Source organism: Paenibacillus sp. fava2, assembly GCF_058313675.1.
Map to the genome: position 1 here is coordinate 2,051,940 of NZ_CM177755.1, position 25,628 is coordinate 2,077,567.

The 25,628-nt window shown below is 52.7% G+C and carries 18 protein-coding genes and 1 other annotated feature; of the genes, 16 read left to right on the top strand and 2 right to left on the bottom strand.

Annotated features, from left to right (window positions below; genetic code table 11):
* Positions 1–30: 30 nt before the first annotated feature.
* From AC4G46_RS08605 to tyrS, 12 genes are all read left to right on the top strand, one after another.
* Positions 31–1,701: a type 2 periplasmic-binding domain-containing protein gene (locus AC4G46_RS08605; protein ID WP_491127565.1), complete on the top strand. Its 1,671-nt coding sequence runs from the start codon at positions 31–33 to the stop codon at positions 1,699–1,701.
* Between the two features lie 28 nt (positions 1,702–1,729).
* The gene (locus tag AC4G46_RS08610) at positions 1,730–2,869 is read left to right on the top strand and encodes an SGNH/GDSL hydrolase family protein (RefSeq protein WP_491127566.1); all 1,140 of its coding nucleotides are present in this window, start codon (positions 1,730–1,732) and stop codon (positions 2,867–2,869) included.
* A gap of 334 nt (positions 2,870–3,203) precedes the next feature.
* Positions 3,204–5,534 carry a glycoside hydrolase family 95 protein gene (locus tag AC4G46_RS08615; protein WP_491127567.1) on the top strand — a complete coding sequence of 777 codons (2,331 nt, stop codon included), beginning with the start codon at positions 3,204–3,206 and terminating at the stop codon, positions 5,532–5,534.
* Positions 5,535–5,956: 422 nt separating this feature from the next.
* Positions 5,957–6,640: a biuret amidohydrolase gene (biuH, locus tag AC4G46_RS08620; RefSeq protein WP_491127568.1), complete on the top strand. Its 684-nt coding sequence runs from the start codon at positions 5,957–5,959 to the stop codon at positions 6,638–6,640.
* A gap of 63 nt (positions 6,641–6,703) precedes the next feature.
* Positions 6,704–7,708: an ABC transporter substrate-binding protein gene (locus AC4G46_RS08625; RefSeq protein ID WP_491127569.1), complete on the top strand. Its 1,005-nt coding sequence runs from the start codon at positions 6,704–6,706 to the stop codon at positions 7,706–7,708.
* Positions 7,709–7,719: 11 nt separating this feature from the next.
* The gene (locus AC4G46_RS08630) at positions 7,720–8,541 is read left to right on the top strand and encodes an ABC transporter ATP-binding protein (protein ID WP_491127570.1); all 822 of its coding nucleotides are present in this window, start codon (positions 7,720–7,722) and stop codon (positions 8,539–8,541) included.
* Positions 8,538–9,290: an ABC transporter permease gene (locus AC4G46_RS08635; protein ID WP_039871344.1), complete on the top strand. Its 753-nt coding sequence runs from the start codon at positions 8,538–8,540 to the stop codon at positions 9,288–9,290. Before AC4G46_RS08630 ends, AC4G46_RS08635 begins: the two co-directional genes overlap by 4 nt.
* Positions 9,290–10,360 (top strand): cyanuric acid amidohydrolase, encoded by a 1,071-nt coding sequence (gene atzD, locus AC4G46_RS08640; protein ID WP_491128826.1) that lies wholly within the window; start codon positions 9,290–9,292, stop codon positions 10,358–10,360. Before AC4G46_RS08635 ends, atzD begins: the two co-directional genes overlap by 1 nt.
* Before the next feature lie 25 nt (positions 10,361–10,385).
* Positions 10,386–10,817 (top strand): cupin domain-containing protein, encoded by a 432-nt coding sequence (locus AC4G46_RS08645; RefSeq protein WP_491127571.1) that lies wholly within the window; start codon positions 10,386–10,388, stop codon positions 10,815–10,817.
* Positions 10,818–10,832: 15 nt separating this feature from the next.
* Positions 10,833–12,467 carry a PucR family transcriptional regulator gene (locus AC4G46_RS08650; RefSeq protein WP_491127572.1) on the top strand — a complete coding sequence of 545 codons (1,635 nt, stop codon included), beginning with the start codon at positions 10,833–10,835 and terminating at the stop codon, positions 12,465–12,467.
* 5 nt (positions 12,468–12,472) lie between these two features.
* Positions 12,473–14,299, top strand: a complete 1,827-nt coding sequence (gene atzF, locus AC4G46_RS08655) for an allophanate hydrolase (RefSeq protein ID WP_491127573.1) — start codon at positions 12,473–12,475, stop codon at positions 14,297–14,299.
* 69 nt (positions 14,300–14,368) lie between these two features.
* Positions 14,369–14,594, top strand: a binding site (T-box leader).
* A 165-nt stretch (positions 14,595–14,759) separates the two neighbouring features.
* The gene (gene tyrS, locus AC4G46_RS08660; RefSeq protein WP_277469519.1) at positions 14,760–16,022 is read left to right on the top strand and encodes a tyrosine--tRNA ligase; all 1,263 of its coding nucleotides are present in this window, start codon (positions 14,760–14,762) and stop codon (positions 16,020–16,022) included.
* Between the two features lie 289 nt (positions 16,023–16,311).
* Here the strand turns inward: tyrS and AC4G46_RS08665 are convergent, their stop codons facing one another.
* Positions 16,312–16,497: a hypothetical protein gene (locus tag AC4G46_RS08665; RefSeq protein WP_491127574.1), complete on the bottom strand. Its 186-nt coding sequence runs from the start codon at positions 16,495–16,497 to the stop codon at positions 16,312–16,314.
* Positions 16,498–16,787: 290 nt separating this feature from the next.
* Between AC4G46_RS08665 and AC4G46_RS08670 the strand changes: the two genes are divergently transcribed.
* Positions 16,788–17,510 (top strand): GntR family transcriptional regulator, encoded by a 723-nt coding sequence (locus AC4G46_RS08670; RefSeq protein ID WP_491127575.1) that lies wholly within the window; start codon positions 16,788–16,790, stop codon positions 17,508–17,510.
* A gap of 41 nt (positions 17,511–17,551) precedes the next feature.
* On the opposite strand, the gene AC4G46_RS08675 is transcribed toward AC4G46_RS08670, so the two are convergent.
* Positions 17,552–18,943 (bottom strand): ATP-binding protein, encoded by a 1,392-nt coding sequence (locus AC4G46_RS08675; RefSeq protein WP_491127576.1) that lies wholly within the window; start codon positions 18,941–18,943, stop codon positions 17,552–17,554.
* Positions 18,944–19,250: 307 nt separating this feature from the next.
* Between AC4G46_RS08675 and AC4G46_RS08680 the strand changes: the two genes are divergently transcribed.
* The 3 genes from AC4G46_RS08680 to AC4G46_RS08690 all read left to right on the top strand — a co-directional run bounded on the left by AC4G46_RS08680 (position 19,251) and on the right by AC4G46_RS08690 (position 25,613).
* Positions 19,251–21,635, top strand: coding sequence for a phosphoketolase family protein (locus AC4G46_RS08680; RefSeq protein WP_491127577.1), 2,385 nt, complete (start codon positions 19,251–19,253; stop codon positions 21,633–21,635).
* A 166-nt stretch (positions 21,636–21,801) separates the two neighbouring features.
* Positions 21,802–23,697, top strand: a complete 1,896-nt coding sequence (locus AC4G46_RS08685; RefSeq protein ID WP_491127578.1) for a serine hydrolase domain-containing protein — start codon at positions 21,802–21,804, stop codon at positions 23,695–23,697.
* A gap of 29 nt (positions 23,698–23,726) precedes the next feature.
* The gene (locus tag AC4G46_RS08690; protein WP_491127579.1) at positions 23,727–25,613 is read left to right on the top strand and encodes a serine hydrolase domain-containing protein; all 1,887 of its coding nucleotides are present in this window, start codon (positions 23,727–23,729) and stop codon (positions 25,611–25,613) included.
* Positions 25,614–25,628: the final 15 nt, after the last annotated feature.

Genomic DNA, 25,628 nt, shown 5'->3' on the forward strand with positions numbered 1-25,628 from the left:
GTCCAACAATAAAAAGGGAGTTGATCGGCTTTGAGAAAAGGTCTGTTGAGTTTCGTAATGCTGGCTACCGTATTTGCGGCGGTGCTCAGCGGCTGTTCGGGCAATAACAATACAGAAAGCCCGTCCGCTACATCGTCCGGCAGCAGTAATAATGCAGGGAGTGCTTCGCAGCCCGTAGAGGTCAGCGTGTTCGCCGTCCAGGAGTCAGGTATCGATATCCCGACCAATAAATTCACCACCTTCATTCAGGACAAATTCAATATCAAGTTTGACTGGCAGATCAATCCGTCCGACGGCGCCAAGGAGAAACGCCAGATTTCCCTCGCGAGCGGAGATTATCCCGATGCCTATCTGCTTACCGCCTACATTGATGAGTTCTCCCAGGGCGATGTGCTGAAATACGGGCAGCAGGGTGTGCTGATTCCGCTGAATGATCTGATCGAGCAGTATGCACCCAACATCAAGGCTGCCATGGAAAAGACACCGGCGATGAAGTCGCTGATTACTGCGCCTGACGGCAATATTTACGGGCTGGGGGCGTATGCCGAATGCTTCCACTGCTCCTACCCGAACAAAATGTGGATCAATACGGAATGGCTGAAGAAGCTGAATCTGGATGCGCCGAAGACAACAGAGGAATTCAAGCAGATGCTGGAGGCCTTCAAAACTCAGGACCCGAACGGCAACGGCAAGGCCGATGAAGTGCCGCTGAGCGGATCAACCGAAGACTTCGGCGTACGAATTATCCCTTATCTGATGAATAGCTTCGTCTATGACGATGACCGTAATTACCTGAATTTGACGGACGGCAAGGTGGAGTCCGCAGCGATTAAGCCGGAGTGGAAGGAAGGCCTGACCTATATCAAATCGTTGTATGATGCCGGCCTGATTGATCCGGGAGCCTTCACCCAGAATGCGGAGGCCTTCAAAAAAATCGGTGAAAATGCCGAGGCCGAAATCCTCGGCGCAGGCGCAGGCATGCATCCGGCGATCTTCGTTAACATCGATGCAGGCAATACCCGTTCGGCGCATTACAATCCGCTGGCTCCGCTCACCGGACCGCAGGGTATCTCCTACGCCACGCATGATGCCGGCGGCGTATCGCCGGGCGCCAAGTTTGTCATTACCAACAAAGCCAGTGAAGAGGCGCAGATTGCCCTGATCAAGATGGTCGATTACATGTTCACCCCGGAGGGCCAGACCAATGCGGCCAGCGGTATGAAGGGGATTGACTGGACCGATCCGGCTGAAGGAGACGTGGCACTCGGCAAGGATGTCAAGCCGGTGGTGAAGGCAATTCCGATGGCTGAAGGCGAATCCCCGCGCAATGCGGGCTGGAGCGGTATGGGACATTTCTATATGCCGAAGGAATACCGCGACACCTGGGTTCAGGGAACTGATATCTATGCCTCAAATGGATACGAACGCAGACTTTACGATGCAACCCTGCTCTATGAGGGCCATGAGCCTGAGGAGCTGTTCCCTCTCTGGTCAATCTGGATTGACCCGAATGAGATTGATGAAGCCAGCATGCTGCAGACGAATCTGAAGAATTACATCGAGCAGAATGAGCTGCAGTTTATCACCGGCAATAAAGACCTGACCAAAGACTGGGATGCCTATGTCAAAGGCCTGAAGGATCTGAAGCTGGACCGCTACCTGGAAATTCTGCAAAAGGCCTACGATGCTTCAGCTAAATAACCATTGAAAGTCTAAGGGAGATGAAACAATGAGTCACCGGAGCAGCGGCGGCAATGGAATCATTGCCCCGCGCCGGGGGCTGCCCGGCATGCGCAGGAAGCTTGCCGGCAGCTCCCCGCTTACCGTTGCCTTTCTGGGCGGCTCCATTACGGAGGGAGCCGGTGCTTCAGAGCCGGAATCGGCCAGCTGGCGGGCGCTGACCGGCGTGTACTTGCAGGCGGTGTATGAAGGCCGCCAGCTGCGCTGCATCAATGCCGGTGTCGGCGGCACCGATTCCTCGTTCGGGGCCCACCGGCTGGCGGAGCATGTGTTCCATGAAGGGATGCCTGACCTGCTGTTCGTTGAGTTCAGCGTAAATGACGGGGACGACCGGGAAGAATCGGTGCGCGGCATGGAGGGGATTGTCCGGCAGTGCCGGCGGCTGAATCCGGACATGGACCTGATCTTCATCTATACGGCGGCGGATAAGAACCTGTCCGGCCGCAAGCCGTTCAACATCGCGGTGCATGAAGAGGTGGCCGTCTATTACGGCATCCCGTCGGTCGACTGTGCTGCGGGAGTATATGACATGATCCAGGCCGGCGGGCTGGACTGGAAGCAATGCGCGCCTGACGGCTACCACCCGCTGGATGAGGGACATGCGCTGTATGCGGCTTTTGTGAGGACGTATCTGGAGCAGGCACTGCTGGCGGATTGTTCATCGGGTGAGCCGGCGGTGGAGAATTTTCTGCCCCCTGTCCCGCTGGACAGCTACAACTATGAATACGGAGCGATGCTGGATTGCAGCGTGGCCTCGTATTCCCCGGATTTTCGTATAGGGGAGCTTCCGTCCGGTGAGCCGCTGATGAACTGGCGGTTCTCCACCGTGCATGCATGGACAGATGATCCGGCGGCCGGCTTTAGCTTTGAGGTGACCGGACGGCGTGCCGGGCTTGTCCTGCTGTGCGGGCCGGATTCGGGCAGCTTTGAGTATTCGCTTAACGGCGGAGCATTTACGGAGGTTAATCTGTTTGATGAATGGTGCCCGGCTGCGTATCGGCCGGTGCCGTTCATGTTTCCGGTGCAGGCGGAGCGTGCCTTAATGCGGATCACCATCCGCAATACGGGCCGCCGGGACAGCCGCAGTACTGGCACTGGACTGCGGGTGCTGAAGCTGCTGTACAGCTGAGGCTCCGGCTCCGCTTTATTGTGAACATGGATGCCGGGCATTGCCCCGATGAGGCGTGGCAGGCTGCAGTCTGCCAATTCCACACGCCTCTCATATCTAGTTGGATTTTTGCTGCTTAGTTTTAGTATTTTTTATTGATAGGACCATTTAGGTGGAAAAACGTCACTTATTTCAGCTCAAAGACGGCTGATGGCGCGAAATCCATGGATTTAAGTGACGTTTTTCCAATTAGTAGCCTCATTTCGAGGTTTGATTAAGAAATAGATGGCAAATTTCCACTTAGCCTGAGCGGTATCCAAAGGTTTCGGGTTTCAGCAGACAGGAGGATGTGCAAGTGAGTGATTTGAAGTTGTGGTACACCAGTCCTGCCGAAGGCTGGTCACAGGGGCTGCCGGCGGGCAGCGGAAGAATGGGTGCTGTCATTATGGCATCCCCGCAGCGCGAAGTATGGAGCATGAATGAAGTGACCTACTGGTCCGGCCGCGAAGAGGTGATTCCAGGTCCCTTCGGGGGCAGGGAAGCGCTTGAAGAGATGCGCGGATCCTTTCTGAGCGGCAATTATGCTGAGGGCGACCGGCTTGCCAAGCAGTATCTGCAGCCTGTGAAGCGGAACTTCGGCACCAATCTGGCGCTGTGTGAGCTGGAGTTTGCTTTTGAGCTACCGGCCGAAGGGCTGGGCGAGGATGGCCTGCGCTTTAGGCGTGAGCTTGATCTGGAGCATGCGGTGATCCGGAGCGAGTGCCATTATCCCGGCGGATATACACTGTTCCGGGAGGCAATTACCTCCCATGCCGATGATGTAATTGCGGCGAGAATCTGGAGCGGACAGCCCGGCGGCGTGTCCTTTACGCTGGGTGCCGGGGGCGGAACCGATTCCTTCACAGTCAGCCGCCTCGACGAGAATACGCTGCAATTCCGCTGCCAGGCTACCGAGCAGATACACAGTGACGGCACCTGCGGGGTATGGGCTGAGGGGAGAATCAGGCTGGAGCTTACCGGAGGCAAGCTGGCTATGGAGGATGGCCGGTGGACAGTCGCGCGGGCGGATGAGGCCCGTGTATACTTCACCGTCTGTACTGATTATCCCAACCAGGCGAAGGGCTGGGAGCAGCGGTGCGCCCGTAGTCTTGAACAGGCTGCCGCAAAAGGATACGCCGCTTTGAGGGAGGCCCATATTCTTGATTACCGCAGAGAATTTTCCAAGGTATCCATCCGGCTGGGTAAAGCAGCCGATCCGGAAATCCCGACCGACGGCCGCATCCGCCGGCTGGCTGAGGGGAGTGGCAGCGGTGACCCGGGATTGTTCGCCCTGTTCTTCCAGTACGGGCGTTATCTGATGATCGCCGGCTCACGGGAAGATTCACCGCTTCCGCTGCATCTCCAGGGCATCTGGAATGACGGCGAAGCCTGCCGGATGGGCTGGAGCTGTGATTATCATCTGGATATCAATACCCAGATGAATTATTATCCGGCGGAAGCCGTGAATCTGGGTGCAAGCCATCTGCCGCTGATGCGTTATTTGGAGCGGCTGGCACAGGCGGGAAGACGCAGCGCGCAGGATTTTTACGGAAGTGAAGGCTGGACAGCCCATGTATTCTCCAATGTCTGGGGCTTTACCGCACCCGGCTGGGAGACCTCTTGGGGGCTGAATGTTACCGGAGGACTGTGGCTTGCTGTCCAGATGATCGAGCATTACGAATACAGCCAGGATCGTGAGTTTCTGCAGCGCCAGGCCTATCCGGTGCTTAAAGAGGCGGCGGCCTTCTTTCTCAGCTATATGACGGTTCATCCGGAGAAGGGCTGGCTGGTCAGCGGACCGTCCAATTCGCCGGAGAATAGCTTCTACCCTGACGGCAGCGGGGAACCGCAGCAGCTGTCGATGGGCGCGACGCTCGATCAGGTGCTGATCCGCGAGCTGTTTACCTTCTGCCTGCGGGCGGCGGAGCTGCTGGAGCAGGATGAAGAGCTGCAGGCACGCCTGACCGGGGCCATTGCCCAGCTGCCGCCGCTGATGACCGGCAGCCGGGGCCAGCTCCAGGAGTGGCTTGAGGATTATGCTGAAGCGCAGCCGGAGCACCGCCATCTCTCCCATCTGAGCGCCTTATATCCTGCCAGTCAGATTACACCGGAAGAGACCCCTGATCTGAGTGCAGCGGCCAGGATCAGCCTGGAGAACCGGATGCAGCAGGATGATCTGGAGGATGTGGAGTTTACGGCAGCGCTGTTTGCGCTTTATTTTGCCCGCCTGCATGACGGGGAACGGGCATACAAGCATATTGCCCATCTGATCAGCGGGCTGTGCTTCGATAACCTGCTTACCTATTCCAAGGCCGGTATCGCGGGAGCGGAGAGCAATATTTTCGTCATTGACGGCAACTTTGGCGGGACGGCGGCAATTGCGGAGCTGCTGCTGCAGAGCAGGCCGGGGGAAATCCGCCTGCTGCCGGCGCTCCCTGCGGCCTGGGGCAGCGGATCGGTGTCCGGGCTCCGGGCAAAAGGCAATATCGAAGCAGACATCGAGTGGGCGGACGGGCAGCTGGTCAGGGCAGTGCTGCGTGTTCATTCAACCGGTACATTATCTGTGCGCGTACAGGAGCAACATACGGTAATCCATGCTGAAGCAGGCAGCCGTTATTCACTGGATAGTCTTTTGCAGCAGATCTAGGCAGCATTGTGACCTGTGAGCTAATAGACGCTTAACCAGTATAAGCAGCGAGTGCTTACCTTTGATCTGATCCGGCTATATGAAGCAGTAAAATGAAGAGTACAGTAAGCTGTCCGGGACCCGGTGTTCCTGACGGCTTTTTGTGCTGTTTGGTTTACAGCATTCCGGGGCAGATATACTTCCTATCTGAGACACCAGATTCATTTGAAAATGGATTTTACGGGAGTACTTTATGTAATATAAAGTAACCTTGTATGTTATTTATATAGAAAAATACGAAAAAAATATCAATATTGTTGTAATAAAAACGAAGACAAGGCCGATTTGTTGTAATATAATCTAACTCATAAGAGAAACAAAGGAAAAAGTGTTATATAAACTGACGCAAATCCATGCGGGTATACAGGGGAGGAAACGATATTATGCAAATTACAGCATCGCCTTATGTGTGGCCTTACGACGGGGCCATGGATCCCCGGAAAACAGCGCTCATGATTATTGATATGCAAACCGATTTTTGCGGCAAGGGAGGATATGTGGAGCAGATGGGCTACGACCTATCCCTGACAGCCAGGGCGATTGAGCCTATTAAACAGCTGCTTGAGCGTATCCGCCGGATTGAAGGCTTCACCGTCATTCATACAAGGGAAGGGCATAAGCCGGATTTATCCGATCTGCCGGCCAACAAACGGTGGCGCAGCAGGCAGATCGGGGCAGAGATCGGATCAGAGGGTCCCGCGGGACGGATTCTCGTCCGGGGCGAACGCGGCTGGCAGATTATTGAGGAGCTTGCACCCGCACCCGGCGAATTTATTATCGATAAGCCCGGAAAGGGAAGCTTTTACGCAACCGACCTTGATTTGATTTTGAAAAACAGGGGCATCACCCATCTGATTCTTACAGGCATCACAACAGACGTATGTGTTCACACCACGATGCGGGAAGCGAATGACCGGGGGTATGAATGTCTTATTCTGGAGGATTGCACCGGAGCTACCGATCCGCGCAATCATCAGGCTGCACTGGAAATGGTCAAAATGCAGGGAGGCGTATTCGGGAGCGTCAGCCATTCTGCAGAGGTCCTCAAAGCACTGGAGCAGTATTAGACTGCCGCGCGGCCGAACAGTATTACTCACCATTACAATTACATCATAACGGGGGAATATCCTATGTGGAAAATGTCCAGAAAAGCAATGCTCGTCCTGTTATCGTCACTTATGCTGCTGCTTACCGCCTGCGGCTCCGGGGAGACACTTAAGGCTGACGGCCAAGGGGAATCCGGAGAGCTGAAGAAGGTTGTACTGAGGCTGAAATGGATTCATCAGGCCCAATTTGCCGGATTTTATACCGCTGTGGAGAAGGGCTACTACAAGGAGGCCGGACTGGATGTGGAAATACGGCCGGGCGGATCGGACTTTCCTTCAGTGCAGATGGTTGCTTCCGGCAGTGAAGAGTTCGGGGTAACCGGTGCGGACCAGATTATTATTGCCCGGGAAAAGGGAGTGCCCGTTAAGGCTGTATCAACGATTTACCGCAAAACCCCCTTTGTAATGTTCGCGCTCAAAGAGTCGGGAATTTCCACGATGGAGGATCTTGTCGGCCAGAAGGTAGGCATTAAGCTGGGCGGCAATGAAGAGCTGACATTCCGGGCTATGGAGAAAAGTGCAGGCATCGAAACCTCGCAAATTGAGGAAATGCCGATTAAATATGATCTTAGTCCGCTGCTGACAGGTCAGGTGAAGGCGTGGCCGGGGTACGTGATCAATGAAGTACTGGCTGTGCAGGAGCAGGGCAAAGAGGTAAATATTATCGATCCGAATGACTACGGCATCAATTTCTACGCGGATACGCTGTTTACGACGGAATCTGTCATTGAAAAAGACCCTGAGCTGGTGAAGAGCTTTGTGCAGGCCTCCATGAAAGGCTGGGATTACGCACTGAAGAATCCGGAGGAAGCGGCGGAATTCGGTTTGAAGTATGGTGATAAGCTGAATCTGGAGCATGAGGTGGCTATGATGAAGGCCAGCATTCCGCTGCTAGAGCCGGAGCAGCTGCCGCTAGGATCGACGGAGGAAGAAGCATGGGGTACCCTGCAAAAGAGTCTGATTGAGCTTGGGTTTGTGAAAAAGGAGCAGGATCTGAAATCACTGTTTACGAACGAATACCTGGAATAGGAGGCGGTCTTATGACGGCAGTGAAAAAGGAACAGAAGAATCTCATTGCAGGACACCGCCCCTTGCAGGAAGCCAAAGAGCGGGAAGTGATGCTCTCGTTATCGGACTGCTCCCTGTCCTTTGGAGAGGTGCAGGTGCTTAACCGGGTGAGTCTGGATGTATACCGGAATGAATTCATTTCCATACTCGGGCCGAGCGGCTGCGGAAAATCGACCATGCTGAGGCTGATGCTTCAGCTGCTTGGTCCCGACAAGGGAGGGCAGGTCACTTATGCTTCCTCCGACTTGTCGCTGGGCATGGTCTTCCAGAAGCCGGTGCTTATGCCCTGGCTGACGGCAATCCAGAATGTTACGCTTCCGCTCGAACTCGGCAGCAAGAAGAAGTTCACGAAGCAGGAAGCGCGGGAGAAGGCAGAAGGCGCATTGCGCCTGGTGGGACTGCAGGATTTTATGAATCACTTTCCGCACCAGCTGAGCGGCGGCATGCAGCAGCGGGCGGCGATCGCCAGGGCACTGGCAGCAGATCCGGCGGTGCTTTTGATGGATGAGCCCTTTGGTGCCCTGGATGAGCTGACCCGCGAGAAGCTGAATTTCGAGCTGCTCCGCCTATGGGAGAGTCCCGAAACGAGCCTTAGCAGCATCGTTATGGTTACACACTCGATTCAGGAGTCGGTGCTGCTGTCGGACCGGGTGGTGATGATGTCGCCCCGGCCCGCCGGAGTTACGGATATTATCCGTGTTCCGCTGCCCTCGCCGCGGGAGGCGGGGATGGAGGAGCTGCCGGAATTTCACTATACGGTCAAGGAACTGAGAAAGAGGGTGAAGCATTTATGACAGCCAAGCTGAAAGACAGCCTGTATCCGCTCGGATTCGGCCTGGGGTTCCTGGTGCTCTGGGAGCTGGCCGTACGCCTCTTCTCGATCCCGGTATATTTGCTGCCTGCCCCCACTGCGGTGTTATCGGCAGTTGAGGCTTCATTAGGTTCACATATGCTTGTTACCCTGATGGAATCCCTGGCCGGATTTATGCTGGCCAACATTCTGGGATTTGTTACAGCCGTTATTTTCGTACATTCCAAACCGATTGAGAAGGGCGCTTTTCCGCTGGCAATTGCCCTTAAGACGACACCGCTTGTGGCTTTGGCCCCTCTGCTGGTGGTGTGGCTGGGTACCGGATATTCCTCCAAGGTCGTGGCGTCCACGCTGATCTGCTTTTTCCCGATACTGGTGAACAGTGTCAAAGGACTTAAGGCGATTGAATATGAAGCCTGGGAGCTGTTTTCTACTTATAAAGGGACGAAGTGGGAAATCTTCTGGAAGCTGCGCCTGCCGACAAGTCTGCCTTACATTTTCTCTGCACTCAAAATATCAACCTCCCTGGCGATCGTCGGAGCTATTGTCGGTGAATTCGTCGGTGCGAATAAAGGGCTTGGATACGTGGTTCTGGTCTCGTCTTACCATATGGATACCCCGGTGATGTTCTCGGCGATTATCGCTTCGGCGGCCTGCGGGCTGCTGCTGTTCTGGTGTGTCGGACTGCTGGAGAAAAAAGTCATCTTTTGGACAAGGAGTGATGATCTGTGATGAGATGCTCAGTTATAAAAGTGCCTGCCGGTGCTCCGCATGATACGTCAGGGCTTAAAGCCTCTATTGAAGCAGGGATCATTGATCCCGCACATGTAGTTGCCGTGCTGGGCAAGACCGAGGGAAACGGCTGTGTCAACGATTTTACCCGGGGATACGCGGTGATGGCCTTGAAGCAGTTTTTTACCACTTATTCCGCTGACGGACAGCCGGATGTGTCCTATATCATGTCAGGGGGGACGGAAGGGATCCTGAGTCCGCATTTCACTGTAATGAGCCGCAGCGGATCAACGGAGGCGGGGGAGGCCGGGCATGGGTTGAAATCACTCGCGATTGGCGTTTCGAGAACGAGGAATTTCCTGCCGGAGGAGCTGGGGCGCCTGAGCCAGGTGGATGCAGTGGCTGAAGCCGTGTCCCATGCGGTCCGCGATGCCGGTATTGCGTCTGCGGAGGATGTGCATTTTGTACAGATTAAATGCCCGCTGCTGACTGCAGAACAAGTTCATGAAGCCCAAGGCAGAAATGCTGTACCTGTGACAGAGGATACCTATAAGTCGATGGGGTATTCCAGAGGCGCTTCGGCCCTTGGTGTGGCTGTGGCACTCGGCGACGTCAGCCGGGAGGGGCTTAGCGATGAGGAAATCTGCTTGAACTGGGAGTTTTACAGCGCGGTTGCTTCGACGTCAGCCGGGAGTGAGCTTTCCTGCTGCGAGATCATTGTATTCGGGAATTCCTCCGCAGCGGAGGGGCCTTATCATATTGACCATGATGTCATGAAGGACTCCATTGACGGAGCGGCACTGCAGCGCATGATCGACCGGCATGCCGGGGATGAGCTGATTCAGGTGCTGGCCAAGGCGGAGGCTGACCCAACAGGCTATGTAAGGGAGCGGCGCCACACGATGCTGGATGATTCAGATATCAACCATACCCGTCATGCGCGTGCTGTTGTCGGCGGTGTTCTGGCTTATGTATGCGGAGATCCGATGATCTATGTATCCGGCGGCGGAGAGCACCAGGGACCGGCGGGCGGAGGGCTGGTAGCAGCTATTTTCCGCAGAAATCAATAAATGAATCTTAATGGAGGAATGACATATGCTTACACAGGAAACCGAGGTTCTGACGGCAGAGGAAATGACATGGGAGCTGATGCCTAACCATATTGAGCTGTATCACCGGGAGATTGTCTCTGCTGCGCAAGCGGATAAGCTGGGGATTCGGATGAGCTCTATTTTATGGGAAAAGCTCGGTGTCGGCGGGCAGGTGGTTCCGCATTATCACGACGTGGTCGAGATTATTCATATTACCGTAGGCGAGGTTAAGCTGCTGAGCGGCGGCGAGTGGAGCAGCTACCGGGCGGGAGATACCTTTCATGTGCCTGCCGGCGTTGTTCATTCGGTAGCCAATGCGGGGAATACGCCCTCTGAGCAGATCAGCATTTTTCTGCCGGCAGAAGATCAGGTAGCTCCAAACTCCTTTTTCGGCACAACCATTATTGAAGATATCTATTCCTCGAAGCTAAAGTAAAGGCGGCGGAGCTCCATGGCGAACAATGTAATCACAGGTCTGACCTGCAGTGACATCCTGTTGATTCCCGATCTCAAGGAGGCAGTTGTGCTTGCCGGAGCGGGCGGCTTGCATCGTTACATAAATCGCGTAAACGTGATGGAGGTCCCGGATGTTATCGATTGGGTCCGCCCGGGGGAATTCCTGATTACAAGCGGGTTTCCCTTCCGTGACCAGCCGGATTTGATTTCAGACATGATTCCGCAGCTGAACCAAAAGGGCGTCTCCGCGCTCGGCATCAAGACCAAACGTTTTATTGATGAGGTACCGGCCAGGGCGCTTGAGCTTGCTGACCAGCTGGATTTCCCGATTTTCGAGCTGCCCTCCTCGACTTCATTCTCTGATGTAGTAAGGGATATCATGGAGCGGGTGCTGGTTCAGGAAGCCAGGGAGCTCTCCCAGCTCCAGAGCCGGTTTCAGAAGCTGTCGAAGCAACTGCTGCACGGTGACGGGGTTGATGACTTCTTGCGTTCGCTGGACGGGATGCTGCACAATCCGATTGTGCTTCTGGATGATATGGACCATTTGTTCTGCTCCCCGCAGGCGGAGGAGCTGGGGCTTCACCGCCAGTCTCCGGTCTGGATTCAGCTCAGGGAGGAGGCGGGTCTGGGCATCTGTTTCATCACCCTTGGAGAGCGGCGGATCAGGGCTTATGTATCTGCAGTTAATGACAAGCAGATGAACCAGTGCCTGCTGATCTTGCTTGAATGGAACCAGGAGCTGACTATGGTGGATCAGCTGACTATAGACCGGGTAGGGGTTCTGGTCGGACTGGAAATGATCAATGCGAACGCCCGCAGAGAAGTGGAGCTGAAGTACGTGGATCAGTTCCTGCAGGACTGGATCAGCGGCAGGATTGTTGCCGGCGAGGATCTGAAGCTGAGGGCAGAGGCCTGCGGCTGTCCGCTGCCTGATCAGGCGATGACCGCGGCTGTGGTAGGCTGGCTGGACATGAAGCCTGAGGTGAAGCAGCTGCAGCAGGCGGTGAAGAGAATCAGGAGCAGGCCGGATTTACAGCATGTAAAAATGACGATCATGGAAGGCGAGCTGGCAGTTACGATAGCGGATAACGGGGACAGCCCGCTTACCGGCACTCTGCAGAGACTGCTTACGGAGCTTAGTGCGGTTTGTGCCAAAGATACATTTGTCTTCTGTATCGGAGACAAGGTTAGCCGCCCTGATCTGGTTCATTTCAGCTATGAGTCAGCTAAGAAGATTTATCATATCCGCGAAATTTGTGATTTCCGTGAGCCGTTTATTGACTATAAAAAGCTGGGCGTCTTCAGGCTGCTGTATCATCTGCCGGAGCTTGAAGAAATCAGGGATTACCGGGATCAGTATCTGATTCCCCTGCTTGATTACGATAATAAGCACAACGTATCCCTGCTGCAGACGCTAACCCAGTACTTCAAGAACAGCCGCAATGTAAAAAAAACCTCAGCCGCATTGTTCACGCATTATAATACTGTGACTTACAGGATTGAACGTGCTTGTGAGCTGCTGAACCTAAATTCAGATGACGGGGACGATATGCTTGAGCTTCAATTGGCCCTTAAGCTGCATGAGATGAGGCCTTATGAGAAGCAGCGTAACCCACAGAATAGGAGATGAACGATATGGCTATGGCCGAATTGCCGCTCAAGCTGTCTGCGGGTTGGCTGCGGGACCAATACAGAAGCGGAGCGCTTACGCCGGAAGAGGTTATCCGCGAGATTATCGGGCGTTCACAGCAGGATCTGGAGCTGAATATTTGGATTGAGCCGCCGGATTACGGGCGGATACAGCCTTATCTGGAGGCAATAAGCCGTATGGACATCGAGGAGTATCCGCTCTGGGGAATTCCGTTTGCGGTCAAGGATAATATAGATGTGCAGGGCTTCCCTACCACAGCCGCTTGCCCGCAATTCAGCTATATACCGGACAGACATTCCTCTGTGGTAGAGCGCTTAGTCGGTGCCGGGGCGATTCCTGTAGGCAAAAGCAACCTGGATCAATTCGCCACCGGACTGGTCGGCACAAGAAGCCCGCATGGGGCTGTGCATAACGCGCTCAGACCGGAATATATCAGCGGCGGCTCAAGCTCCGGTTCGGCAGTTGCTGTTGCGCGCGGCCAGGCGGCCTTCTCGCTTGGCACGGATACTGCCGGCTCGGGGCGTGTGCCTGCGGCACTGAATGGTCTGGTAGGGTATAAGCCCAGCCTGGGAGCCTGGCCCGCCTTGGGAGTAGTCCCGGCCTGCGCCAGCCTGGACTGTGTCACGGTGTTCGCGAACAGCCTGGAGGAGGCGCTGCTGGTTGACCGGCAGGTGCGCGGCCTGGATGTCTCCGATCCCTGGTCCCGCAGCATCCCCCGGCAGGCAGACCGTCGTCCTGCCAGGCTGCTGTTCCCGGCAGAGCCGCTTGGCTTCTATGGGCCTCATGAGGAGGAGTACCGGCTGGCTTGGCAAGCAGCGGGTGACTCGCTGAAGGATCTGGGCATTCCGGTAGAATACGTGGACTGTACGATGTTCTTCGAAGCGGCATCCATCCTGTACGATGGCCCCTGGGTAGCGGAGCGCTGGGCCGGTCTGGGAGCATTTGTGGAGAATAACCGCGCCTCCGTGCTTCCTGTAACAGAACAGATTTTATCGTCAGGAAACGGGGAACGGCATACAGCCTCCAGCTTGTTCCAGGCCATGCACCGGCTGCAGGAGTACAAGGCTAAATCCCGCGAGCTGCTGCAGGACGCGGTGCTGGTCATGCCCACTTGTGGAGGAACCTGGACCAGAGAGCAGGTGGAGCTGAATCCGGTCGGTGCCAATTCGGATATGGGCCGCTACACCAATCACTGCAATTTGCTTGATCTGTCTGCGGTAGCCGTTCCTGCCGGAGAAGCAGCGCAGGATTTGCCGTTCGGGATTACTTTATTCGCACTGGCGGACAGCGAGCATCTGCTGGCGGGAATGGCGGGTCTTTACCTTGGGAGTTCCGGGCTGAAGGATACGGAGCTGGCTGGGGGAGCTGAAGCGGCGGTAGCAGCTGAAACAGCAGAAACAGCAGATACAGCAAAACCAGCATCAGCAGCTGCCGAGCAGCAATATACTACGATTGCCGTCTGCGGCCTGCATATGCAGGGCTATCCGCTCGAAAAGCAGATGACCGGTCACGGCGCTTATTTCTGGCGCGAGTCCAGAACTGCACCCTGCTACGATATGATCAGACTGCAGACTGCACCTGCCAAGCCCGGTCTGCTTAAAAAAGCCCGAGGGGGAGCCTCCATTCAGCTTGAGCTATGGAAGATGCCGGTTCTATCGGTCGGCGCATTTGCAGCCCTGATTCCTACGCCTCTTGGGCTTGGAAGGGTGGAGCTTGAGGACGGCACTGAGGTTATGGGCTTCATTTGTGAAGGCTATGCCGAGGCAGAAGCGGAAAATATAACGGCCTCCGGGGGCTGGCGTTATGCCTAGTATTAATCCGGATACCGCCTGGATTGACAATAAATTGTGAATTGGCTATACTTTCTGTAATCTTATAGTTTGTATACGTTGAATGAGCGCAGTAGCAGCTTAGTCCCTGTCACAGAAAGCCGGGGGGTGATGGAACCCGGTACACACGAGGGCTGCGAAATACACTCTGGAGTATCTTGGGTAATGCCAAGCGGAATCAAGCGAACGATAACTCGCTTATGAGTGGTGCGGATCGGCTGATTATGGCTGTTCGCGCAATTTGGGTGGTAACACGGTTAATTCAATCGTCCCTGTGTCTGAATAGACAAGGGGCGATTTTTTGCGTTTGCCGGACTGACGGGCTGTGTGCCGAATATGCAGCTGTTGACGGTCCGCAGAACTTTGCCGTACCCCGGATGATGCTCATCCTCCAACGTATCTCACTAACCATACCTGATCACTAACAAAGGGGCTGTACATGTTGAATATTATTGATGAACTGGAATGGCGCGACGCCATTAACCAGCAGACAGATGCGGAAGGGCTGCGGGAACTAACGAATACTAAGGCGGTTTCGCTGTATTGCGGCGTAGATCCGACCGGGGACAGCATGCATATCGGGCATCTGATCCCGTTCATGGTACTTAGACGTTTTCAGCTGGCAGGTCACCGTCCGGTGATCCTGATCGGGGGCGCAACCGGAACCATCGGCGATCCGAGCGGACGCCAGAGCGAGCGCTCCCTGCAGACACTGGAGCAGGTGCAGGAGAATGTGGATGCGCTGACTGCGCAGATGAAGAAGCTGTTTATCTCCGATGATGACGCCAACCAGGTCCGCCTGGTCAACAACTACGACTGGACCAAGGACATTAATGTCATTGAATTCCTGCGCGATTTCGGCAAAAACTTCAGCATCAACACGATGCTGGCTAAGGATGTTGTCTCCAGCCGTCTGGACAGCGGGATTTCGTTCACCGAGTTCTCGTACCAGATTCTGCAGTCGATCGACTACCTGCACCTGTACAAGCATGAAGATGTGCAGCTGCAGATCGGCGGCTCCGACCAATGGGGCAATATCACAAGCGGCCTGGACCTGATCCGTAAAAAAGAAGGCAACGAAGCCAAAGCATTCGGCCTCACCATCCCGCTGATGCTTAAGGCAGACGGCACCAAGTTCGGCAAAACCGCCGGCGGCGCAGTATGGCTTGATCCGAAGAAAACAACTCCTTACGAGTTCTACCAGTTCTGGGCGAACACAGATGACCGGGATGTAATCAAATACCTCAAGTACTTCACTTTCCTCAGCAAAGAGGAGATCGAAGCTCTTGCGGCCAAGGTTGAATCCGAGCCGCACAAGCGTGAAGCGCAGAAGGCACTGGCGGAAGAAATGACCCGGTTCGTGCACGGCGAAGAGCTGCTGGAGCAGGCAAAACGGATTACTGCCGCCCTCTTCAGCGGCGACATCCGCTCCCTGACCGCCGATGAGATTGAGGAAGGCTTCAAGGAAATGCCGACCTTCACCGCCACTAACGAAACGAAGAATATCGTGGAATGGCTGGTCGACCTGGGCATCGAGCCGTCCAAGCGCCAGGCGCGTGAGGACATCACCAAGGGAGCCATCTCCATCAACGGCGAGCGTGTTAATGAGCTGGAGGTTGACATTACCGCCGAGCATGCTATCGGCGGCAAGTTCATTATCGTTCGCAAGGGCAAGAAAAACTACAGCCTGGTAAAACTGGTTTAAGCTGCGTGCGGCGGATTAGAGGCAAAAATGCTCTGATCCGCCGCTTTTCTGTTTGAAGGGGAGTTATGAAGGAGATATTTTGAGTGTGATGCGGCGAGTTGTACAGAAGGGCTGAGCGCCGACAGTTAAGGGGGAATATCCCACTAACTGCGCCGTCGAAGGGCTAAACGCTGAAATGAAAGGGAAAAATCCCTTTGAAGGTCAATATGCGTAGCGCCTATTCCTAATCATTCTCATAAGCTCTATTACTACACCCTGTTATCCGCTATTCTCTCTTACGGGAGGCCGTTTAGTCTTCCAGCTGCTCCAGCTCATCCTCCAGTCCGGCCAGCTTCTTCCGGATGGCGGCGGCAAGCTCCACATCGCCGGCTTGTTCAGCTTGTGCTAATGCGTCCTGAGCTATGCTGATCTGATACTCCAGATAGGTGTAATCCGATGAGGCTCCGGTGCGGGCTGATCGTTGCGAATAGGTCATAATCGTATACCTCCTTTTTTACATAGCAGGAACGTTTCCTGGCTGTCGCCATTAGTATGTCCATATTACTAGCTTCCGGGGATATGCTCAACCTGTGAACGATCAAGAGCTATCGCAGCTGCTTAGCCATCTGCACCAGATAGAACAGGTGCAGTAGCCCGGTGTTCCCGGAAAGCTCCACTGAGAGGTACATGAAACATAGCCTTTCTGTATAAACAGTGCGCTGATTATGATATATTTAACATTAAGCTTTACGAAGTGACAGCAACAGACCTGAAAGGGAGTACTTCATGACACAATTTGTTTACAAGCAGATTATTGATGACCTCAAAATGAAAATTTTTGCCGGAGAATATCCGGATATGCGCCTGCCCGATGAACGGACGCTCAGTGAAACCTACCAGGTCAGCCGCAGCTCAATCAAACGGGCGCTCGCCAAAATGGAGAGTGTCGGCATTATTTTCAAAAAACGGGGCTCAGGCACCTTTATCAATCCCTTGTACATAAAAAATGAATCCATCTTCAATTATGAAGGCTCCAATCTGGGGGTTACCGACAATTTCCAGATGCACGGAACGAAACCCAAAGTCAAGGTGCTGAGTTTCGAGGTTATTCCTCCGACCAAGGAGCTGCAGCGGGATTTGTTCCTCGGGCCCCATGATTTTGTGTACAAAATCGTCCGGCTCCGGCTGTTCGACGATGAACCGTTCATGATTGAAACAGGCTACATCCCGATCAAGATTGTCCAGGATCTCAATCAGACGATTATTGAAGGCTCGATCTTTAATTATCTGGAGGATTCGCGCAATCTTGCTGTCACCAAATCATTCCTGTCTGTTTTTGCAGAGCCGTCAGAGCCTGATGACCAGGAGCTGCTGCACCTGTCACCGAATGAGCCTGTAAGTATCATGGAAGGGATTTTCTTCCTCGATAACGGCACTCCGCTTGAATTCTCGCATATGAGATTCCACTACAAGTACCTGAAATTTAATACCTTTGTATCGGTTCACTAAAAAATAGAGGCCCGGGAAATATCCCGGACCTCTTATTATTTTTAGGAAAGAGTAGAATAGCTGCCGAACTCCGCAGTGAAAAGGATCGTCGTTCCGGTTATCTCCGGGTCTGCAGGACCGAGGCGGATCTCCCCGTTCATCAGTTCAACAATCCGTTGGCAGATGGCCAATCCGAGGCCAGTGCCTTCAGTGTGCCGGGCTTTATTGGTATCAGCCCGGTAGAAAGGAAGAAACAGCTGGCTGCGCATCTCCGGAGGTATGCCGATGCCGGTATCCTGAACCGTAAACTGCAGCCGGATTGTGTCACGAGTAGCTGCTATAAGGAGTACAGTAACAGAAATTTTCCCCGCCTCTGTAAATTTAACGGCATTTCCCAATAAGTTAAGCAGAACCTGCCTGAGCCGCCCGTCATCCCCGACGAGGATCTCTGGAATATCAGGATCAACCGATAAGTCTACTTCCAGTTTTTTGTTCCGGATAGCTACAATAAGCAGCTCCAGCGTCTCCGCAATGGATTCCCGCAGACTGAACGCTTCAGCCAGCAGCTGACCGAAACCGGACTCCAGCTTGCTGTAATCCAGAATATCGTTCACGATCCGCAGCAGGGACTTCCCGCTTCTCTGAATAGTGGCAACGTACTCCTTCTGCACATTTTCCAGCGGCGTTGCCGCGAGCAGATCCGCCATGCCCATTACGCCGTTCATCGGGGTTCGGATCTCATGATTCATCATGGCGATGAATTCATTTTTGGCCTGATTAGCCATTTCCATAGCTTCCTTTTCAATAAGCAGATGCTTTTGTTCATTCAGCAGCTGCCTCTGGACTGACAGGGACGGGAAGATGACTTCTTCCATGGCATGATGGTTATAGAGAGGCGATTTGTAAAACTCGGCATCCGTCATCACATATTCATGTTCTCTGAGAAGCCCGGTCTGCAGGGATGCAGAGATGGCATGTGCATTATAGGCGCAGACGGACACCATCCCATATTCCCGTACAAAATCGGCTGTCTGCCGCTCATATGCCATTAGATTTTCCCGGATGGTATGCTCATCATGATCTCCCCAGGTCATCACATTGGCCCATGTACGGAGAGAGTAGTCTTTATGTTGAATCGCAGCGGTTATTTTCTCGAAATGAGACACAATATGCTGAAAGTTAAAATCTCCCCGTGACCCGTAATAATCAACATTGTTAGCGTAATGAAGATAATGAAGGCTGCCGGATACGCTGCCGCTCCTCAGCTTCTCCAGAATAGCGTAATAAACGTCGGCCTGCTCAATAAGCAGAATGTGATGGCCATGCTCAATGGCGGTTTCAATATACGATAGAGCATTATCAACATAACGATCCAAATCCTCAAACAAGTAGATAATATGTCCCCCGTCAGTAACGCTGGTCCAAGAATTTAACGTTATGGTCGGTTTGCTCATAGCATAACTCCTCAATACTACTAATTTTAACTATAACTATAAATGAAAATAAAACCTTCGTCACTTATCAAAACGGCAGCGTTGAGAAAGTTACTGTTGCAACAAGTGTAAAAATATGGGGAATAACATATTGTTCAATCATTTTCCCTCTGAATTACCTGCACATTTCATACTATGTTCAAAATTTCACAAAATTGGACCGTATCACTTGTCTAAAAGGTTGTATTTATTTTTTTCAGAGGTATGATGTACCTGTAGAGAAAAAAGATTGGTAATTATAAATACAATCAATTAGGGAGTGGAGAAAATGGGATTATCGACCATGAATGTTGATTACTCATCAAAAACGTATCTGGAGAAGCTGGACGCTTACTGGCGGGCAACGAACTATATTTCTGTAGGACAGCTGTATTTGAAGGACAATCCGTTGTTAAGAGAACCGCTGAAGGATGCTGACGTCAAAATCAAACCAATCGGGCACTGGGGAACGATTCCCGGCCAGAACTTCATTTATGCCCATCTTAACCGCGTTATCACCAAATATGATCTGAACATGTTCTATATAGAAGGACCGGGCCACGGCGGCCAGGTTATGGTATCGAATTCCTATCTGGACGGCAGCTACACCGAAATTTACCCGGAAATCACCCAGGATATCCCGGGTCTCAAAAAGCTGTTCAAGCAGTTCTCGTTCCCTGGCGGCGTAGCTTCCCATGCTGCACCTGAAACTCCTGGATCTATCCATGAGGGCGGTGAGCTTGGTTATTCCCTGTCGCACGGCGCCGGCGCTATCCTCGACAATCCGGACCTGATCTCGGCAGTTGTCATCGGAGACGGTGAGGCTGAAACCGGACCGCTGGCCGCATCCTGGTTTTCCAACCGCTTCATCAACCCTGTTACAGACGGCGCTGTGCTGCCGATTCTGCACCTGAACGGCTTCAAGATCAGCAACCCGACGATCCTCTCCCGCCAGTCACGGGAAGAAATCACGGCTTACTTCACCGGCATGGGCTGGGAGCCGTTCTTTGTAGAAGGTGAAGATCCGGAGCAGATGCACCCGGAAATGGCCAAGGCACTGGATGCAATCGTTGAAAGAATCGCAGCGATCCAGAAAAATGCGCGTGAAAATAACGACCTTACCCGTCCGCTGTGGCCGATGCTCGTCTTCCGCTCCCCTAAAGGCTGGACCGGACCTGCACAGTGGGATGGCGTACCGAATACAGGCTCATTCCGGGCCCATCAGGTACCGATCCCGGTTGACCAGAAGAACATGAAGCATGCACCGGCACTGCTGGACTGGATGCAGAGCTACAGACCGGAAGAGCTGTTCGATGAAAACGGCCGTTTGTTTGCCGAAATTGCCGAAATTCTGCCTGCAGGCAACAGACGTATGGGGATGAATCCTGTTACTAATGCCGGTAACCTGATCAAGGACCTGAATCTGCCTGACTTTGCCGACTATGCGCTGGACAATGCAGTTCCGGGTCAAGTGGTGGCACAGGATATGGCGGTTCTCGGTAAATACCTGAAAGAGGTTGTCCTGCGTAACGAGCCTAACCGCAACTTCCGGATCTTCGGGCCGGATGAAACGATGTCCAACCGTCTCGCACCGGTGTTTGAAGTGACCAAACGCCAATGGCTGGATCAGATTATCGAGCCAAACGATGAATTCCTGGCTTCCTACGGCCGTGTTATCGACTCCCAATTGTCGGAGCATCAGGCGGAAGGCTTGCTTGAAGGATATGTGCTGACCGGACGCCACGGCTTCTTCCACAGCTATGAAGCGTTCCTGCGCGTTGTCGATTCGATGATTACCCAGCACTTCAAATGGCTGCGCAAGGCAACCGATCAGGGCTGGCGTGCCGATATCCCGTCACTGAATGTTGTGGCAACCTCGACTGTATTCCAGCAGGACCATAACGGCTACACTCACCAGGATCCGGGTCTGTTGGGCCACCTGGCTGACAAGAAACCGGAATTCATCCGTGAATATCTGCCGGCCGATGCGAATTCCCTGCTGGCTGTATTCGATACTGTGCTGAATGACCGCCAGAAGATCAACCTGATCGTCTCCTCCAAGCATCCGCGTCCGCAATGGTTCAGTGTGGCAGAGGCGCAGGAGCTGGTTGATAAAGGGCTGAAGATTATCGACTGGGCAAGCACTGATAAGGGCGGCGAGCCTGATGTGGTCTTTGCTTCCGCAGGTACAGAGCCAACCATTGAAAGCTTGGCGGCGATCTCCATCCTGAATGAGAAATTGCCTGAGCTGAAGATCCGTTATATCAACGTAGTGGATCTGCTGAAGCTGAGAAGCCAGAAGCTCGATCCGCGCGGCCTGTCCGACGAAGAGTTTGATCAATTTTTCACAAAAGATAAACCGGTCATCTTCGCGTTCCACGGCTATGAAGGCCTGATCAAGGACCTGTTCTTCGACCGTCACAATCACAATCTGCATGTGCACGGCTACCGCGAGAACGGCGACATCACCACTCCGTTCGATATGCGCGTGCTGAATCAGATGGACCGCTTCGACCTGACGAAGGAAGCAGTACTGAGCCTGCCGGAGTCCGCTGAGCATACTGCTATCGCCGCTGAGATGGACGCGATGGTCAAGAAGCACAATGCCTTTATCCGTGAGGAAGGCATCGACCTGCCGGAGGTTGAAAGCTGGGTTTGGAAGGGTTTGAAATAAGGTTTGGTATATTGGATTGAAGGCCTGCTCCCTGTTGGGGGCAGGCTTTTCTTTTGTTATTAAAGGAAAATTTTTGCACCATAATTCCGAATGAAACGTAGTAGCAGTTATACGCACTAATGGAATAGTTTTACTCTAATTCCAGTATTCCAAAAGGAGGCTGTGCATGAACCTGAAAAGCTTGTTTACTTTAATTAAGCCGCCGGTAATCTGTCTGACGGCTGTTTTATTACTGCTGTCTGCCGGATTACCTGCATATGCAGCAGAAGGAGGAGAGGTGCCGGTTAATGATGAAAGCCCTTCCGGAATCAGGCTGTCTGCACTTGAAGCTGTTATCGATACCTATTTTACTCCTGCGCGAATGAAAACAACGGCCGCCGTATCCGTTGCAGTTGTCAACAATGGCGGGACAGTGTTTAACAAAGCCTACGGCTTAGCGGATGTTGAAAATAATACCGCCGCCGATACAGACGCGGTATTTGAATGGGGTTCAGTCACGAAGCTGCTGGTCTGGACGAGTGTGATGCAGCTGGTGGAGCAGGGTAAGCTGGATTTACGGACGGATATACGGGAATATCTCCCAGAAGGCTTTTTCCAGAAGCTGAAATATGATGAGCCGATTACGCTGCTCAATCTGATGAATCACAATGCGGGCTGGCAGGACAGGATCACGGATTTGGCTTATTGGCAGGCAGAAGATGTCCCGGATCTGGGTAAGGCACTACAAATCTATGAACCGCGGCAGGTTTATAAACCAGGGACTATTGTAGCCTACTCCAATTACGGCGCTGCCTTGGCAGGCTACATTGTGGAGCAGCAGAGCGGACAGCCATTTTATACATATGTCAGAGAGCATATTTTTGGGGTGCTGGGGATGAATGCTACTTCCTTTCACCCGACGATGCAGGACAATCCGGCTGTTGCCGCTGCAAGAGGTAAGACCCAAGGCTATACAGCTGACCGGAAACTGATTAAGAAGAATAGAGCCTATATGGGTATTTATCCGGCAGGAGGTGCACTCGGTACTTCAGCAGATGCTGCAAAGTTCATGGCCGCGCTTATGCCGCCGGCAGGCAGCAAGAGTCCATTGTTTCAGAGTAATGCAACACTTGATCAAATGCTGATGCCAAGCCTGGCATATGAAGGCACTAATGTGCCAAGAATCGCCCATGGTTTTTTTGTAAATCAGCATGCAGTCCGGACGCTGGAGCATGGCGGAAATACATTGGCTTTTTCAAGCAGCTTTGTAATAGATCCTGTTTCCGGGTTCGGAATGATTGTCATGGTTAACCAGCAAAATGAAGGCCAGTATTGTGTCGGGCTTGTTGACAGAGTCTTTGGTACTTACACAGCAGAGGCTTACACAGGCGAAATGCCGGACAGCTCGGAGGTAGAAGGGACTTACATACGCACACGGCGGGTAGTTCAGGGGTTTGGAAAAATGTTTGAATATCTCAATCTGGCTGAGCTTACAGCGGTCAACAAGCGTGTGTATAACTGGAATGGAGTGCCCTCTAGCCAATATGCACCCGATGCCTATGCCAAGATATACTCTTCAGGTTCCGAGTACTTTGTAAGAGATAATCAGGGGAAGGTTGTCATGCTCTCAACCCCCTACAGTGATTATGTGCCGCTTACAGGCTTCGCGGCCCATAGTACCGGGATCTCCCTGATTGTTCTCGGACTCGGGGCAGTACTTAGCATAATTGCACTTGTTATTGATGGAATAAGCTGGATAATACGCCGTTTTAAGAAAGTAAGGAAGTCTTTATCCGGAATTGATAAATATCATTTAGGCGTTAGCCTGACCGGTCTTCTCATTGTTCTAAACAATGCAATGATGATAAACCGCAGCCTGAATTACACTTCATACGCTTTACTGCGCGTTCATCTTATATTCAACATTCTCTATATTCTGCTGGCCGCAGGATATATTGTGCTGCTATTGCTGAAGCTGCGGCACTCGAACAGCAGAGGAATGAGAAAAGTAATGTACGTGCTGTCGGGCCTGTCGGCTGTATTGTTCAGTGCGCTGATCATCGGGTGGGATTTGTACTTTTAGGTTTTCGACCTCATACAAGGAGGCTGTACATGGGAAAAGATATCCGTTACGCATTTTATAAGCCGCTCTTTATTTGTCTAACCGTTGTCCTCCTGCTTTTGTCTGCAGGGCTCCCCGCTTATGCGGCGGAAAGGCAGTCCTCTGATGTGACCCCATCAGGAATAAAGCTGTCCTCACTGGAAAGTGTCATCGATACTTATAATACTGCTGCCCGCCAAGCGACCGTAGCCGGTGTATCTGTCGCGGTAGTTAAAAACGGTAAGACGGTCTTCAATAAAGCCTACGGCTTAGCGGATGTTGAAAATAATACCGCCGCTGATACGGACACGGTGTTTGAATGGGCTTCGGTCACGAAGCTGCTGGTCTGGACGAGTGTGATGCAGCTGGTGGAGCAGGGGAAGCTGGATTTACAGAAGGATATACGGGAGTATCTCCCGGAAGGCTTTTTGAAGAAGCTGAAGTATGATGATCCGATCACGCTGCTGAACCTGATGAATCACAATGCGGGCTGGCAAGACCGGTATACAGGTTTATATTATTCGCAAAAAGAGGATGTTCCTGAACTGGAAGAGGCACTGCGCCTCTTTGAACCACGGCAGGTTTATAAACCAGGGGCGGTAGTGGCCTATTCCAACTTCGGTGCGGCCCTGGCGGGTTATATTGTTGAACTGCAGAGCGGCCAGCCGTTTTATGCATATGTTAATGAGCATATTTTTGATGTGCTGGGTATGGAGCGTACGTCCATTCATCCGACGCAGCAGGATAATCCGGCTGTCGGCTCTGCAAGAGACAGGATTCAAGGCTATTCATCAGAACGGGAGCTGATACGGCAGAATCAATTGTATATCAGTATTTATCCGGCCGGAGGTGCACTCGGAACAACGGCAGATGCAGCAAAGTTCATGGCCGCGCTTATCCCGCCGGCTGGCAGCACGAGCCCGCTGTTTCAGAGTAATGCAACACTTGAGGAATTGCTGACTCCAAGCCTGATGTATGAAGGCACTGATATGCCAAGGATTGCCCACGGATTTTTCGTAAACGAATACGCAGTCCGCACGCTGGGGCATGGGGGCAATACGACGGCTTTTACAAGCAATTTTGTGTTTGACCCTGCTTCTGAATTCGGGATGATCGTGATGACGAATCAAAAGAATGAATGGCAATATTCTACGGGGCTGGTTGACAGCGTTTTTGGCACCTATAGTCCGGAGTCTTACAGCGGTAAGCTGCCGGACACTTCTGAGGTCGCCGGGACATATCTTCCGGCACGGCGGGTGGTTCACGGCTTCGGGAAGATAGATGCCTACTTAAATACGGTGGACATTGTTGCTGTAAATAACCGCACTTATAACTGGAATGGACAGCCCTCCAGCCAATTTGCACCTGATGCTTACTCTAAGGTACACTGGTCGGCCAATGAATACTTTGTTAGAAATGACCAGGGTGAGGTTGAAAAGCTTTCTGTTCAAAGCAGTGATTATTTTCCCCTAACAGGTCTTGCTGTTTATAGTGTAAGAATTACGCTGGTTGTTCTTGCGCTTGGGATAACCAGTACCCTGTTTGCACTTATTAACGGATTGATACACTTCAGTATACGCAAAATCAAAAAAATGGCCGGACCGTTACCCGGCTTTGAAAAGTACCATTTAATAATCAATACTTCCAGTCTGCTTCTGGTTCTGAATAATGTTATTATGACCTATCGTAATATTGGCTTAACTTCCTACGCTACAGTTAGAGTTCATCTTATAATAAACATTCTCTATTGTCTGCTGACCGCCGGATACATAGTATTGCTTCTCCTGAAGCTGCGGCGTACCGGGGGCAGAAGGATGAGAAAGATATTGTACATGCTGTCCGGACTGTCGGCTGTATTGTTCAGTGCGCTGATCATAGGGTGGGATTTGTACTTTTAGGTTTTCGACCTCATA

What these genes read in the sequence shown, in the direction of transcription:
- AC4G46_RS08610 (WP_491127566.1), top strand. Translation starts at nt 1,730, where the DNA reads ATGAGTCACCGGAGCAGCGGCGGCAATGGAATCATTGCCCCGCGCCGG.
- biuH (WP_491127568.1), top strand. Translation starts at nt 5,957, where the DNA reads ATGCAAATTACAGCATCGCCTTATGTGTGGCCTTACGACGGGGCCATG.
- AC4G46_RS08625 (WP_491127569.1), top strand. Translation starts at nt 6,704, where the DNA reads ATGTGGAAAATGTCCAGAAAAGCAATGCTCGTCCTGTTATCGTCACTT.
- AC4G46_RS08630 (WP_491127570.1), top strand. Translation starts at nt 7,720, where the DNA reads ATGACGGCAGTGAAAAAGGAACAGAAGAATCTCATTGCAGGACACCGC.
- AC4G46_RS08635 (WP_039871344.1), top strand. Translation starts at nt 8,538, where the DNA reads ATGACAGCCAAGCTGAAAGACAGCCTGTATCCGCTCGGATTCGGCCTG.
- atzD (WP_491128826.1), top strand. Translation starts at nt 9,290, where the DNA reads ATGAGATGCTCAGTTATAAAAGTGCCTGCCGGTGCTCCGCATGATACG.
- AC4G46_RS08645 (WP_491127571.1), top strand. Translation starts at nt 10,386, where the DNA reads ATGCTTACACAGGAAACCGAGGTTCTGACGGCAGAGGAAATGACATGG.
- AC4G46_RS08650 (WP_491127572.1), top strand. Translation starts at nt 10,833, where the DNA reads ATGGCGAACAATGTAATCACAGGTCTGACCTGCAGTGACATCCTGTTG.
- atzF (WP_491127573.1), top strand. Translation starts at nt 12,473, where the DNA reads ATGGCTATGGCCGAATTGCCGCTCAAGCTGTCTGCGGGTTGGCTGCGG.
- AC4G46_RS08665 (WP_491127574.1), bottom strand. Translation starts at nt 16,497, where the DNA reads ATGACCTATTCGCAACGATCAGCCCGCACCGGAGCCTCATCGGATTAC.
- AC4G46_RS08670 (WP_491127575.1), top strand. Translation starts at nt 16,788, where the DNA reads ATGACACAATTTGTTTACAAGCAGATTATTGATGACCTCAAAATGAAA.
- AC4G46_RS08675 (WP_491127576.1), bottom strand. Translation starts at nt 18,943, where the DNA reads ATGAGCAAACCGACCATAACGTTAAATTCTTGGACCAGCGTTACTGAC.
- AC4G46_RS08680 (WP_491127577.1), top strand. Translation starts at nt 19,251, where the DNA reads ATGGGATTATCGACCATGAATGTTGATTACTCATCAAAAACGTATCTG.
- AC4G46_RS08685 (WP_491127578.1), top strand. Translation starts at nt 21,802, where the DNA reads ATGAACCTGAAAAGCTTGTTTACTTTAATTAAGCCGCCGGTAATCTGT.
- AC4G46_RS08690 (WP_491127579.1), top strand. Translation starts at nt 23,727, where the DNA reads ATGGGAAAAGATATCCGTTACGCATTTTATAAGCCGCTCTTTATTTGT.